This window comes from Alkalihalobacillus sp. R86527, assembly GCF_042466185.1.
GTDB lineage: Bacteria > Bacillota > Bacilli > Bacillales > Guptibacillaceae > Guptibacillus.
In genome coordinates this window covers 3,520,407-3,533,618 of sequence record NZ_JAXHBW010000001.1, presented here as the reverse complement: position 1 = coordinate 3,533,618, position 13,212 = coordinate 3,520,407, and the positions used below count along the sequence as shown (strand labels likewise).

The window sequence follows — 13,212 nt, the reverse complement described above, 5'->3', positions numbered from 1 at the left end:
AAGAAGGGATAGGGCCGTATCATTACGGTCCTTTTTTATGTTGTGTCAAACAGATTTGTTTGGACGCGCTTAAAGAACAAAAAGGTATAAGGAATAGAACGAATGAAGATTCTCAATAATGAGGATAAATGTGTAAGACGTTGACAGATAATTCATTTGGTTTATGATAGGGAATGTAATTATATGAAAAGGCTGTGGGTGCTTTGTTAAGATCTCGTTTTAGACGCATTCGATTAACATCAGTACAATTAATCGTTTTGTTTTATTTACTAGCAGTGACTATATCCACGATATTGATAAGTTTGCCCGTCGCTCATCAGCCAGGGAAAGAACTTTCTTTTATTGATGCGCTATTTACAGCAGTTAGTGCTGTTAGCGTAACCGGTCTTACGGTAGTCAGTACAGCTGATACGTTTAGTGTTCCTGGCATCATCATCATTGCATTTGTTCTACAAATCGGTGGAATTGGAATTATGACCCTTGGAACATTCGTATGGCTTGTAATGGGTAAGAAGATTGGTTTGAAAGAGAGGCAGCTTATTATGACCGATCAAAACCAATCGACGTTATCGGGGCTAGTACAGTTGATGAAACAAATATTAGCATTGATTTTCATTATTGAATTAGTTGGAGCAGTTGTGCTCGGTACTTACTATCTTCGTTTCTTTGAAACATGGCAAGAGGCGTATTTGCAAGGATTCTTTGCCTCAGTTAGTGCGACTACTAACGGAGGTTTCGATATTACTGGTAAATCTCTACAACCCTTTGCAAAAGATTACTTTGTTCAATTCATTCACATTCTCTTGATCGTTACAGGAGCCATTGGTTTTCCTGTCTTAATTGAGGTCAAGAATTTCTTGTTTTCTCGTCAAAACACGTATCGTTATAAATTTTCATTGTTCACAAAGCTAACGACTATGACATTCTTCGTACTCGTTGTTGTAGGTGCAATTATGATCTGGGCTTTTGAGGCTACCACATTTTTTGCTGACAAGTCATGGCATGAATCATTCTTTTATGCGATGTTTCAATCTGTAACGACTCGTAGTGGTGGGTTGTCTACAATGGATGTAAACGAGTTTCAAGAACCAACTCAATTATTAATGTCTGCCCTTATGTTTATCGGTGCTTCACCGAGTAGTGTGGGTGGTGGTGTGCGTACCACCACATTTGCAATTGTTCTTATTGCTATTTTCTTTTTCGCAAAAGGTGGAAGCTCAATCAAAGTATTTGGGCGAGAGCTACACCCTGAAGATGTTCATAAAGCATTTGTTGTATTTGCAGTTGCCGTGGTGGTTTGGAGCACTGGGATCGTGATGCTTTCGTTCTCAGAACCTTATCCACTTGTGGCTATCATATTTGAGGTTTCATCTGCCTTCGGGACTACAGGTCTATCGATGGGGATAACTCCTGGATTAAGTACGTTCGGTAAGATCGTTACGATATGCTTAATGTTTATTGGGCGTATCGGTATATTATCATTTCTATTCCTACTTAGAGGTACGGTATTGCGAGAGCGATATCACTATCCAACAGAAAGAGTTATTATTGGTTAAAAGCGCGAGGGCTTCCTCGTGCTTTTTTTGTGTTTGAGTTTTTTGATGAATAGTACTTGTAAGAACGTAAGAGTCGTGTTCAAGTGATAGAACGCTACAATAGTTCAAGAGTTCCAATATCTCTGTTTCTAAACGCCCACCTCCGCTTTTCAATGTCTAGCTGCAGTGACCAGGTCCTCGATTGCTTCACCTTTAGGAATGAACACAAAAAGCGTGTTCTTTCCTAAAGGTTCCAGCACTTTTCGGACCTAAACGGTCACTTCCGCTTTCGCGATGTCCAGCTGCGGTGGGCAGAAACTGCGATATTTCACTCTTTCACTAGAACACAAAAAGCGTGTTCCAGTTCAAGAGTTCCAATATCTCTGTTTCTAAACGCCCACCTCCGCTTTTCTTAGAAACATTTACCAAAAAAATATGGTATATAAAAATCGAGATTTCACAAACTAGTTGTACAAAGGAGGTGATTGACATGGCTCAACAACAACAAAGCACAAACAATCTTGTAGTACCTGGTGTAGCTCAAGCTATCGACCAGATGAAGTATGAAATCGCTTCTGAATTTGGAGTGCAACTTGGTCCAGATTCAACTTCTCGCGCTAACGGTTCAGTTGGTGGAGAAATCACTAAGCGTCTAGTTCAGATGGCTGAACAACAACTTGGTGGATACCAAAAATAATTGTATACCATGGCTGTGAAGGGGTGGACGAGTCCATCCCTTCTTTTGGTTGCTACATAAGGAATCTGTAAGAGGAGTGATCAAGTGACTTTCGAGTGTCCTCTTTGTAATAGTTTTATATCAATTCAGTTGGCTTGTTCAGCGTGTGGCATGAACCTTTTAGATCAAGGAAGAGAAGCGGATTATTATGATGATTATAGTCCGTACGAATCGATTGAGTCTGTGAAGGTGATAGACGGCTATTCTATAGGTGCTAAAGAGCATGAGTGTCCTCATGTTCTAGCATGTCCATCTTGTATGACGTCTGATGTGTACTTAGTTGAAGAGTGGATGATATGAAAAAGGAGCTGTCGATGAGGACAGCTCCTTTTATGAGGATGGAATCGATAAACGCTTTTCAAGAATGCCTTGTATGATATTGAGTACGGTTGTAAAGAGCCAATAGATACAAGCGGCTGTTAGCATGATTGGCAAAACTTCATAACTTGATGCTGCTATCTGATCAGAGTTATACGTAAGCTCTGAAATTGTAATAACAGAAGCAAGGGAAGAAGCCTTTACGATGTCGATCAATGAGTTCCAGACAGGTGGTATGGCTCTTCTCCAGGCCTGTGGAATGATAATTTCTCTATAGATTAATGATTTATTCATCCCAAGCGACATCGCTGCTTCCCATTGCCCTTTAGATAGAGATAGAATAGCGGCACGCAATGATTCAGAGATATAAGCACCAAAGTGTAAGATGAGTCCAGTATAAGCTGCTTGCCAGGCTGTGAGCTGGATTTCGACAGAGACTAGCCCGAAATACAAGATGAATAATTGGATAAGTAAGGGTGTGCCTCTGAAGAAAGATACATAGAGTTTAGCAAAACCGATTGCAACTTTTATTTTTGAAATTCGGAGCAGTGCGATAATTAGTCCCACGATAAGTGCACCGAAGATGGAAAAGAAACTTAAAAGTAGCGTGTTCTTTGCCCCTTCTAAAAGAAAGGGCAAAGCATCCCACAATACTTTACCTATTTCACTCACTTACATTCTCTCCGTCAAAATATTTTGCGGATAATTCTTCAAGTGTTCCATCTTCTTTCATTTCGTTCATAGCGTCATTAATCTTTTTAACTAAGTCTTCTTTTCCTTTTGGTAATGCAAACGCCATTTCTGTCTTATTAAACGGTTCGCCTACGCCTTTTACATTGAACTCGGTTTTGGGAAGTTCGGTAAGGATAAATAGACGATCATTCATTGCTGCATCGATTCCACGTTGATTGCTTAAGTCAGTCAATGCTTGATTCGCACCTTTGTAAATCTTAGTTTCTGCTCCAGCATCTTTGGCAGCTTTTTGGTAGTTACTTCCTTGCGTGGTACCTACCGTTTTGCCTTCTAGGTCATCGATACTCTTAATGTCAGCGTTATCTTTATGAACGATTACCTGTCCACCTGAGATTGTGTAAGGGTCAGTAAAAGCGAATTTCTCTTTGCGGTCGTCAGTAATCGTTACTTGATTTGCGACCATATCGATTCGTTCCGTTTCAAGAGAAGAGAGTAGTCCTTTCCATTCGATCGCTTTGAATTCTGCTTTCATGCCAATGCGCTGAGCAACTTCACGAGCGACTTCTACATCATAGCCAGTGATTTCATTGCTATCATCACGGTAGCTGAAGGGTGGGTAAGTAGCCTCTGTACCTATTAATAGCGTCTCTTTCGAATCGCTGTCTTCAGCAGTTTCTTTATCCTCACTATTTGTACCGCATGCTGCAAGTACTCCTAGGGTTAAAACCAGAACAATACCTAACATCCAATTCTTTTTCAAACTAATTCCTCCTTAAATCCCTACAAAGTTGATATGAATTACAGGTTTAATTTTAGTGAGCATTCGCTCTAAAGTCAATCATCAACCATTATTAACTTATCCCCATCTGTTCATGCAGGTGATAATAAAGAAAAAACACCCTAAAAAGGGTGTTTTCAATCGTTTGAAATTAATAGATACGCTGTTCTGTATCTGTATCAAAGAAATGGCATTTATTCATATTCAATGCAAGCTCGATGTTTTGTCCACTATGAACGTCAGAGCGGGAGTCGACACGAGCGATGAAATCTTGGTCAGCTACTTTTGAGTAAAGGTAAGTTTCAGCACCCATTAATTCTGCTACATCGATTGCAGCTTCAATCTTTGTATCCTGAGAAGATTCGATGAAAACTGGCTCATCATGGATATCTTCTGGGCGGATACCGAGAAGAATTTCTTGATTGGTATAACCATTGTCACGTAGTGTTTTCATTTTTCCTTCAGGTACTTTAACTTTAACATTGTTCATCTTGAAGTACCCATCTTCTAATTGCCCACGAAGGAAGTTCATGGCAGGGGAACCGATGAATCCACCTACAAATACGTTATCAGGAGCATCATATACTTCTTTAGGTGAGCCGACTTGTTGGATGACACCGTCTTTCATAATAACAATACGAGTTGCCATCGTCATCGCTTCGGTTTGGTCATGTGTTACATAGATGGTGGTCGTTTGAAGACGCTGGTGAAGTTTTGAGATTTCAGCACGCATTTGTACTCTCAACTTTGCATCAAGGTTAGATAAAGGCTCATCCATCAAGAATACTTGAGGATCTCTTACGATAGCTCGTCCTAAAGCAACGCGCTGACGCTGACCACCCGAGAGTGCTTTAGGCTTACGATCAAGCAAATTCTCAAGACCGAGGATACGAGCAGCATCCATTACGCGTCGCTCGATTTCTTTTTTATCAAATTTACGAAGTTTTAAACCAAAAGCCATATTGTCATAGACGTTCATATGAGGATAAAGAGCATAGTTCTGGAATACCATTGCGATATCGCGGTCTTTAGGAGCTACGTCATTTACTCGTCTTTCACCGATTACGAGGTCTCCATCAGAGATATCTTCAAGTCCAGCGATCATACGTAATGTTGTTGATTTACCACAGCCTGATGGACCAACAAATACGATGAACTCTTTATCTTTTATGTCTAGGTTAAAATCTTTTACAGCCTCAAATTTGTTATCATATCGTTTGTAAATGTGATTCAACTTAATATCAGCCATTGTTATGCCTCCTAATAATTAACTGCCTTTAACTAGTTCTAAGTTTACGTTATGAAAACGCTGTCGTAAATTGGAGGCGTGCACAAAAATCGAGAGGTGTTTTGTGCATAATGAACGAATGATATAAAAAAACTGCGTTGATCAACGCAGTTCAAAAGTAAGGAGAGCCAGGTATACCATGACGGCTCCTTTAAATGATTTCACATCGATTCCTGTTCGTTCGATGAATTTATCTACTCGGTATTGTAAGCTGTTTCTATGTATGTATAACTGTTTAGAGGCTAGCGTAATGTTTAAGTTCGATTCCAAATAAGCTCGTATGCTTTTCAATAACTCAGCATCATCATTCACTGGCTCGATCAATGTCTTTAAATAGTGAATTGTTTCCTGACTAGCTTCACTAAATAAGATTGCTGGTACAATTGCCGTTTGTGTGAATACCAATTGAGTAGGCATCAAGTTTATCCCGGATACGAACCATCTTTTCTCAGTCTGATACGTGTTAAGTAAATTCGATGGATCAGTATCATGAATGGTCTGTCCAACGAAAAGAGACATCTCGATAAAAAAATCAGCCGTTAAAGCAGCTGCCATTTGTTCTAGCTCTTCAATAAGGTTTTCGTCTTCAGTATTTTCTTGTATCATGACACCTTCCTTATCATTCTTAAAAAGGAAAACAACGTCTGTTGAAAATAGACCGATCATCGCCTCCTGGAATTCACGGAAGTCTGATGGGACCTCTTTCAGATGAAAATGTATGTATCTTACTGGCTTTGTTTTTATAGGAGGAAGCTCAAGGTTTTCATGAAAGAGAAGCGATGCCCACTTTTGTTGCACCGTATTTTCAAAGCTATCTTTAAGACAATGAGAAGGGAAGAGGGCATCGAGTAGCGCTTGTTCATCATGTGACAAGCGGGATTTACGAATACCGAACCGATCTCCATCTGCCGTTTCGTACCAATAGTATCGTTCAGGCTCTTCAGAAGCTACTGTATAATCTTTGCCGTATAGTTCGGATAAATTGTTAATCATTCCTGAACCCCCTTTGAGCGTCTAAAAAGAAAGAACCTCTGTCTATGTCAGAGGTTCTCATTATTATACCATTATACAGTTACCCGTCACATCGATGAGGTGGCTCTTGTTTCATAACTGGAATGGCTTCTTCTATCTGAGCTTGTCTATAGCTTTGATGTACTGCTCCGCCAGCCATACCTTCATTCACCATACGGTCGATATCCATGTCAAACTTGTCTCGTCCTTCGTATTGTGACTCGTCTACCTTCTTTTTGGGCATTATTCTTCAACTCCCTATAACGTTGTATAGAGTTAGTATGCGAAGGTAGGGAGTTAATTATTATTTTTCATAAACATGAAAGAGCATCAGTTCATGAATTTGGGATTGTAGTTGTGATTTGTCTTCTTCTTTCGGAGATGGTTCGAACCAGTCAAACTCTCCGGTATGAAGATAGAGTGAGCGGTAATAAGCGCCTTGATAGAAAAAAGAAACTTCCCATTTTGTTTTTCGTACTTTAGGTCCTATCTGTTTATATTGAAAATGCGATAACATCTATATTCCCCCTGGGTGAAAACGCTTTTTTATATCATAACACATCAGGTTAATACGCTGAAAATGTTCGAAAAGCAGATATAAGGGAAGTTATTGATGCCTGGTGGATTAAGGGTTCATCAAAACGCATAGGTTTGGCGTTCGCTTCAAAAATCCACAAGTCTCCATTCACATCTTTTCCAATATCCATTGAAAGCTCTACAAACAAGCCTTCTTTTTCAATAAGTGAGGCAGTTGAAAGGGCTAATTGGTTAATTTTAATTTCATCACTATGATCCGCAAGTTTATTGAACGAAAGAATACGTCCACCTCGTGGAACGTGAGTCGTTAAGAGGTTTTTTTCAGTTGCTCTTATTCCAATCCCAGTTACTTGCCAAAAATTATAAGGTTTTTGAAGCAAGACCCTGAAGTCGTATCGATAGTTGCCATGAGTACATAATCTTACAGCTTTTTGAATGAGGTAAACTTCTTTAAGTTTTGGTTGAAGATAATAAGAAAGTTCATCAATCGTATCGAAACAGAGCGTCTTTTCATGATCGCTATATTTGTAACCATTTGAAATTGCTTCAAGTTTAAAAATACCGTGTCCTTTGCTCCCCGTTGACGGTTTACAGTATGCTGAGGGGTGCTGCTGTAGAAACGGTTCAAGAATTTCTGGCGTGAGAAGCTCTGTGTCTGGTAAGTATGGTTTGAGCTCATCATGACTAGTGAGAAGTTGATAGAGATCGGCTTTATTCAAAAAGCGTTTATTGAAGTATGGTATTTCCCTTTTATCTAAGTAATTCAAAATGTTTTTCACTAACCTTGAATTTTCTTCCTTGCGAGTTGGGATCCGGTTATAAACGATGTTTGGATATGGAAAACGATAACCTGTCCATCTATTCGTTATTTCATCAAAGATATAACCGGTAATATAGGCCTTCCGAATACTACTTGGAGTGAAGACAAAGGATAATCCACCCTGTTTTGTGATTTCGTTTTGAATTGAAGTAAAGATAGCGGTGTTACCACTGAAATGATAATTCGAATTATCACCAGCAAGAATGCCGACTAAAGGACGGAGGGCATTTTTACTCGAGTTGACTTTGATAATCGGTTTGAATGATCTAGTTGAAGGGGGAGGGAGCGAAAGTTGCTCTTTCCCCCAATATAATGTTTGATAAGTACTTCTTTGTGACCATTTTTTGCTCTCATCGTCATAGAAGAGCTGAATCATCGCTGGTTGACCAGTGCTTTTTCAATTGCAGATTTAGCAAGATGAATCGCATATTCCATCGGCAAAACACGTGTCTTAACTTCTTCTGCCTTGAGGCGCTTATGCTCAAAAATACTCCTGCCAGGCTTTGAGTTTGCTTCAAATAAATAGATTTCTCCGTTCTTTGTAATCCCGAGATCAAAACCAAACTCACCGATGAAGCCAGGTATTTTATGATCGAGTGAATGACTAATTTTAAGAGCAGCTTCGCTCAATAAATTTTCATAATCCTTGCTGAAACCATAATCGGTAACAAGTTCATTTAATGTTTTCACTGTACCTTCAGAAGAAGTGTGGGTGGTTAAGCTTCCTTCGCCCGCAATTTTTGCGGCGATTGCGCTAACTTCCCATTTCCCTTCTTTATTCTTGTTTGTGTGAACGCGGTAATCCATAGGTCGCTGATTAATTCGGTGAAGGTCAATTCCTTGTTGAACAATAAATCCATCTAACTTACCTGAAGGATATTGTTGCTTGATTAATCTAGATAAAGAGCTATAGCTCCTGAGCCTATTCTCTTTACCAGTGCGAAAGCGACAATAGTAATATTTTTCGTTTTCAGGTTTAAGAATTTGTTGGATTCCTAAGCCGAGACTTCCATTAGCCGGCTTAATGTAGATTTGTTCATACTCTTCTAGCATTTTCGACAGGGTTTCTTGTTTTGGATTTAGAATCGTTCCTGGTAAGTAGTGACGAATTGCATCATCTTCTTGTAATTTTTCAAAAACCTTCCATTTATCGAAGAAGCTTGGGTTGAACCAAGGAATGAGGTATTGAGATTGTAGGAGGTGCCTTGTTTTAGACACTTGTTCCAACGATTCAGAGCTTCTATTTGGAAGACGATCATAAACGACGTCAGGAAGAGGCACTTTAATCTGTTTCCATCCCTTTTTGTTATACGTCAGTCCTTTTATGGTCTGTTCTTTAAAATCAACCTGATGAGCGCCAAAAACAAAGGCAAACGCCCCGCATTTTCTTGCAGCAGTCAATAATTTCGCAAAGTACATGCTGCGTTCTCCAATAGGTCGCATACTATCTTTTGTGAATCCGGCTGTGAATACGCCAATGAGTGGACCGATATGAAGAGAGTCTCCGTGTTCAAAAAGGTGAACAGCTGTTTTCTCAGGAATGCCAAGGATTTTCCACATGTCTTCTGACATCAAATATTCTTCTTTGTTATCAGGATGTGGAGAAACAGAACAAAATGATGTTCTCGATCCAAAACAAAGCTTGTTAGGAAAAGATACCCTGTCAACATAGGATTTAAATGTTGAAGGGGGAACGTAAAGGCAACCAGAGGATGTCGGGTCTTTCTTTAATAAACATGGTTCTGTCATCATTTGTTAACCCCTTTCTTTTGAGACTGAAGGTATCGACAGTATTGGAAAGGAAGGAAATGAAGCTCTTGTTTATCCTGAATAATTGTGTGGCCTGGTTTTGAATTTGCTTCTAGTAGCCAAACATGTCCTGTTTGATCAATACCAAAGTCGAGACCAAGCTCAAATTTAGGTGGGAAATAGAGCTCTAATAATCGCGCTGTCCGTACTGAAAGATTAGAGATTTGTTCATTTGATTTCCGTAACACCTCGTTAGGTAGACCAATGTCATCACCTGATTTAATCACACCGCCACTATGAAGGTTGGAAACGAATGAATGGGGCATACCTACACGGGTGGCCCGACCAAGTTCCTTCCATGAATCAGCTTGTTTTTTCATCACCACTCTTCGGTCAAATGGATTGTTGTGTTTATCTCTAAGATTAAGCATCTCCTGAGCCATGTAGTTTTTTTGTGAGATTAATGTCTCAATAAAGTTATGAAAAGATCTAGTTGTATCATAATTATGATGGAGAATGTCTCCTTTATGATTGATTTGCAAATGAAAACCATGATTGTGCATCTTAATATGAACTAGGCCATTACCTTGAGATCCATTGAGAGGTTTTAATAGCAATTCTGTTTTATCCTTTAGTAAGTTGCGTATGTTCGTTAATCCGGTATGTGTGTTGAGGTGATACGTTCTTGGAAGGTGAGGACCTAGAACAGTATCGTTTTTCAATTTGTTATAAACGGCCCATTTTCCCGGTAATCCATAACCAAGAAAAGTGGTATTCGATTGTTTTTTGAGTTCTTTAATAAAAGTAAGGGTTTGTTTAGTTGGAGCGTTATGAAAACAACGGTCATAGATAAAACTTGGAATATGAAAAGTTGTTTTTCTCCAACAATCATGTAAACTGTCGTATTTTAGTCCATGAATGGTTGATTGTAACGTTCCCCTTGGTTGGAAGCGTAATACTGTAAAGCCAAAGGTCGCCCCAGCCCTTGCGAGTTCACGTACATAGTTCTTCTCATGTTGAAACGAGGTTTGCATAATTCCGATAGTATCCATTCTTCACCTCTCTTAGTTAGAAGTGAACCAATAAACGAACTGAATCAAGGCTTTGACGGACGGACGACAATTATTATTTGAAGGGTTGTCAGGGGTTTTAGAAGGCTTTGTATTAACCTCTATAATCCACGGGTGTCCTTCTTTGTCTATCGTTAAATCAATCCCGAGCTCTCCATACATCCCCTCTGTTTCACGATCGATAATTCTCGATATTTCTAGCGCTAACTCTGGAAGGATTCGTTTCGTTTGTTTACGCGAAACCTTATCAAATTGTGCTAGAACTTCATCGACGGACTTTAATAACCCCCCACGAGCGATATTCGAAACGAACTGTTCTCTTGAGTGAGATACACGTGCTACAGATGAAACAACCCTCCATTTATCTCCAGGACCTTTCAAACAAAGAATCCGAAAATCAACTGGACAATCATCCACTTCAAAAAGAGGAATACCTTGTTGAATGAGGTATGGGACGCGTTTACTCCTTGCTCGAATGGCAGGATATAAACCTGATAAGGTATGAGATGTTAACGTTTTGTTTCCACTAAAACTGGAATAGCCAAGCAAATAACAATCATGACTCTTACTAATGCGATAAATATGCCTTCCTTGACTACCATTGATTGGTTTGAGGTATATGGTATCGTGCCTATTCATCATCTGTACAAGGCTATCCATTGAATCAAGTAGCGCTGATTCTGGGAGGTAGGGAGCTATTTCTTCGTATAAAAGGAGCATCTCATGAACGTCCCATTTATCTATGAATGCTTCATTAAAATAAGGTATGTTATGCTTTCGCCATAATTCCTTTAAGCTATTAATTTCACTAGAGTTCTCCAAGCGTCTTGAATGAATACGATTATAGATGATGGCAGGTAAGGGAAGTTTACTTTCAATCCATTGATCAGTATGCCATCTCATACCGATTACTGAGTTTTCATCCCAGTTTTTTAAGGTATTCACATAGAAAAAGATGTGGTGTTCATCACAAAATTTTGCGATCTCTAAACAAAAGTCAGTGTATGCCGAAAACGGAAGTTCCTCATTCCCACTGGCATTAGTAGCTAAGCAGAATATAGGTCCTAACTTAATCATGTTCGTATCTTTGCAAAAGGTTAAGAGGACACGCACGCCATCAGAAGGAAGGTAGAGGCTCGATAGAATATCTGCAGAGCAATAAACCGCTTGATCCGTGTTTGTTTCGTAGCTTTCAAGGTGAACAGGATATTGTAGTGAACCGCAATTAAATAACACGTTCGTATTCTTAATGCGCCATTTAGAAGCAAGGTATTCTGGAATAAGAAGTCGGTTTTGTCCTGTTTCTTCGAGTAAAGGGTGTAAGATAACTTTATGTGAATGTTTCATTGAAAACCCTCGTTCAATATTTTTTCGGTCCATAGCCTTCCTTAAACTGGATAGGCAATTGCGGATAACGTATACTATGAAGATGGAGTTTTCTTTGTGAAAGCGTAAGATAGAAAGGTTGATTGTATATGTCATCGATTATTATTACGATTCTGTTTATGATCGTTATCGGAGCGATCATAGGTGGATTTACGAATTCATTAGCTATCAAAATGTTATTTAGGCCATATAAAGCACTTTATATTGGAAAATGGAAGGTCCCATTTACACCAGGTCTCATCCCTAAGCGCCGTGATGAGTTAGCTGTTCAGCTCGGGAAGATGGTAGTTGAACATTTATTAACACCTGAAGGTATACAGAAAAAAATGCATGATCCTGTTTTCAAACTAACGATGGTAGAATACGCTCAAAAAGAAGTTATCAAGTATCTTGAGAAAGAAGATACAATCGAAGAACTCATTAAAAAAGGTCTTCACATGGAGTCACCATCTAACGTGACTAAAGTGAAAGCAAAAGCTTATATTAGAGAAAAACTTGATGCAAAGGTTAACGAATTGAAGAGGCAGGAAGTTGGAGAAGTACTGCCTGAGAGATTGGTTACGAAAGTAGAGAATGGTATTGAACCATTTTCTGACCTGATCTTGAGTAAAGTAAGTGATTATATTGCTTCTCCTGAAGGGAAAGAAAAGCTATCCGTCATGATTGACCTTTATCTTTCAGAACGAGGCACATTAGGTAGCATGATCAACATGTTTTTCACGAACACCAGGATTGTTGATAAAGTTCAGCCAGAACTTTTAAGGCTGTTGAAGCAAAAAGACATTCAAGGCGTCATCACAACCATGCTTGAAAAAGAGTGGAATACGATTAAAGAGAGTGAATTGCATACGTTTGAAGATAAAGTAGATGTTGACGTAATAGTAAATGAACTTTCTGAAGCGATTGTAAATGAACTACCTATCGACCAGATTATGGAACTTCCTCTGTCCAAAGCGATCGAACCATTCAAGGATCGAATTGTTGAGGACTTCGTTCCTAGAATTGTAGATGCGGCTGGAAATTATTTGAGTCACCAACTACAGCCTTTGATGGAGCAGCTACAGCTGGCTGAAATCGTGAAAAGCCAGGTAGAAGGCTTCTCAGTGGGACGAATTGAAGATATGGTTCTATCCATATCAAGGAGAGAGTTCAAAATGATCACGTACCTTGGAGCAGTTCTTGGAGGATTAATAGGGGTTGTTCAAGGAATCATTATTACGATTATTGGATGATTTGTTCTGTCTTTGTTATAGTGGGTAAGTACGGGGTTATGAGAGCGAAAATAATCCTT

At 39.2% G+C, this 13,212-nt stretch carries 14 protein-coding genes; 4 read left to right on the top strand and 10 right to left on the bottom strand.

Annotation, left to right across the window (positions count from 1 at the left end; all coding sequences use genetic code 11):
• The first annotated feature begins 203 nt into the window (after positions 1 to 203).
• From SJY16_RS18410 to SJY16_RS18400, 3 genes are all read left to right on the top strand, one after another.
• Positions 204 to 1,556 carry a TrkH family potassium uptake protein gene (locus SJY16_RS18410; RefSeq protein ID WP_377891477.1) on the top strand — a complete coding sequence of 451 codons (1,353 nt, stop codon included), beginning with the start codon at positions 204 to 206 and terminating at the stop codon, positions 1,554 to 1,556.
• Positions 1,557 to 2,025: 469 nt separating this feature from the next.
• Positions 2,026 to 2,232: an alpha/beta-type small acid-soluble spore protein gene (locus SJY16_RS18405; RefSeq protein ID WP_377891475.1), complete on the top strand. Its 207-nt coding sequence runs from the start codon at positions 2,026 to 2,028 to the stop codon at positions 2,230 to 2,232.
• 84 nt (positions 2,233 to 2,316) lie between these two features.
• Positions 2,317 to 2,571, top strand: a complete 255-nt coding sequence (locus SJY16_RS18400; protein WP_377891474.1) for a hypothetical protein — start codon at positions 2,317 to 2,319, stop codon at positions 2,569 to 2,571.
• 30 nt (positions 2,572 to 2,601) lie between these two features.
• Here SJY16_RS18400 and SJY16_RS18395 read toward each other — a convergent pair whose 3' ends face one another.
• The 10 genes from SJY16_RS18395 to SJY16_RS18350 all read right to left on the bottom strand — a co-directional run bounded on the left by SJY16_RS18395 (position 2,602) and on the right by SJY16_RS18350 (position 11,882).
• On the bottom strand, positions 2,602 to 3,261 hold the full coding sequence (locus SJY16_RS18395) for an amino acid ABC transporter permease (protein WP_377891473.1): 660 nt from the start codon (positions 3,259 to 3,261) through the stop codon (positions 2,602 to 2,604).
• Positions 3,254 to 4,042 (bottom strand): transporter substrate-binding domain-containing protein, encoded by a 789-nt coding sequence (locus SJY16_RS18390; protein WP_377891472.1) that lies wholly within the window; start codon positions 4,040 to 4,042, stop codon positions 3,254 to 3,256. The genes SJY16_RS18395 and SJY16_RS18390 overlap by 8 nt, the downstream gene beginning before the upstream one ends.
• A gap of 169 nt (positions 4,043 to 4,211) precedes the next feature.
• Positions 4,212 to 5,309, bottom strand: a complete 1,098-nt coding sequence (locus SJY16_RS18385; RefSeq protein WP_377891470.1) for an ABC transporter ATP-binding protein — start codon at positions 5,307 to 5,309, stop codon at positions 4,212 to 4,214.
• A 141-nt stretch (positions 5,310 to 5,450) separates the two neighbouring features.
• Positions 5,451 to 6,341: a PucR family transcriptional regulator gene (locus SJY16_RS18380; protein WP_377891469.1), complete on the bottom strand. Its 891-nt coding sequence runs from the start codon at positions 6,339 to 6,341 to the stop codon at positions 5,451 to 5,453.
• A 79-nt stretch (positions 6,342 to 6,420) separates the two neighbouring features.
• Positions 6,421 to 6,603, bottom strand: coding sequence for a hypothetical protein (locus tag SJY16_RS18375; RefSeq protein WP_377891468.1), 183 nt, complete (start codon positions 6,601 to 6,603; stop codon positions 6,421 to 6,423).
• A gap of 60 nt (positions 6,604 to 6,663) precedes the next feature.
• Positions 6,664 to 6,876: a DUF5342 family protein gene (locus SJY16_RS18370; RefSeq protein WP_377891467.1), complete on the bottom strand. Its 213-nt coding sequence runs from the start codon at positions 6,874 to 6,876 to the stop codon at positions 6,664 to 6,666.
• 49 nt (positions 6,877 to 6,925) lie between these two features.
• Positions 6,926 to 8,092 (bottom strand): YheC/YheD family endospore coat-associated protein, encoded by a 1,167-nt coding sequence (locus SJY16_RS18365; protein ID WP_377891466.1) that lies wholly within the window; start codon positions 8,090 to 8,092, stop codon positions 6,926 to 6,928.
• A complete protein-coding gene (locus SJY16_RS18360; protein WP_377891465.1) occupies positions 8,089 to 9,468 on the bottom strand; it encodes a YheC/YheD family endospore coat-associated protein in 1,380 nt (459 codons plus the stop codon). Before SJY16_RS18360 ends, SJY16_RS18365 begins: the two co-directional genes overlap by 4 nt.
• Positions 9,465 to 10,517 carry a YheC/YheD family endospore coat-associated protein gene (locus SJY16_RS18355; RefSeq protein WP_377891464.1) on the bottom strand — a complete coding sequence of 351 codons (1,053 nt, stop codon included), beginning with the start codon at positions 10,515 to 10,517 and terminating at the stop codon, positions 9,465 to 9,467. The genes SJY16_RS18360 and SJY16_RS18355 overlap by 4 nt, the downstream gene beginning before the upstream one ends.
• Positions 10,518 to 10,529: 12 nt before the next feature.
• Positions 10,530 to 11,882 (bottom strand): YheC/YheD family endospore coat-associated protein, encoded by a 1,353-nt coding sequence (locus tag SJY16_RS18350; protein ID WP_377891463.1) that lies wholly within the window; start codon positions 11,880 to 11,882, stop codon positions 10,530 to 10,532.
• 128 nt (positions 11,883 to 12,010) lie between these two features.
• Here SJY16_RS18350 and SJY16_RS18345 point away from each other — a divergent pair, with 128 nt between their 5' ends.
• Positions 12,011 to 13,153: a DUF445 domain-containing protein gene (locus SJY16_RS18345; RefSeq protein ID WP_377891461.1), complete on the top strand. Its 1,143-nt coding sequence runs from the start codon at positions 12,011 to 12,013 to the stop codon at positions 13,151 to 13,153.
• Positions 13,154 to 13,212 lie beyond the last annotated feature (59 nt).

Bases quoted from the DNA above. Each gene is read 5' to 3' on its own strand.
- SJY16_RS18370 (WP_377891467.1), bottom strand. From the start codon at position 6,876: ATGTTATCGCATTTTCAATATAAACAGATAGGACCTAAAGTACGAAAA.
- SJY16_RS18380 (WP_377891469.1), bottom strand. From the start codon at position 6,341: ATGATTAACAATTTATCCGAACTATACGGCAAAGATTATACAGTAGCT.
- SJY16_RS18355 (WP_377891464.1), bottom strand. From the start codon at position 10,517: ATGGATACTATCGGAATTATGCAAACCTCGTTTCAACATGAGAAGAAC.
- SJY16_RS18360 (WP_377891465.1), bottom strand. From the start codon at position 9,468: ATGATGACAGAACCATGTTTATTAAAGAAAGACCCGACATCCTCTGGT.
- SJY16_RS18350 (WP_377891463.1), bottom strand. From the start codon at position 11,882: ATGAAACATTCACATAAAGTTATCTTACACCCTTTACTCGAAGAAACA.
- SJY16_RS18375 (WP_377891468.1), bottom strand. From the start codon at position 6,603: ATGCCCAAAAAGAAGGTAGACGAGTCACAATACGAAGGACGAGACAAG.
- SJY16_RS18365 (WP_377891466.1), bottom strand. From the start codon at position 8,092: ATGATTCAGCTCTTCTATGACGATGAGAGCAAAAAATGGTCACAAAGA.
- SJY16_RS18345 (WP_377891461.1), top strand. From the start codon at position 12,011: ATGTCATCGATTATTATTACGATTCTGTTTATGATCGTTATCGGAGCG.
- SJY16_RS18385 (WP_377891470.1), bottom strand. From the start codon at position 5,309: ATGGCTGATATTAAGTTGAATCACATTTACAAACGATATGATAACAAA.
- SJY16_RS18405 (WP_377891475.1), top strand. From the start codon at position 2,026: ATGGCTCAACAACAACAAAGCACAAACAATCTTGTAGTACCTGGTGTA.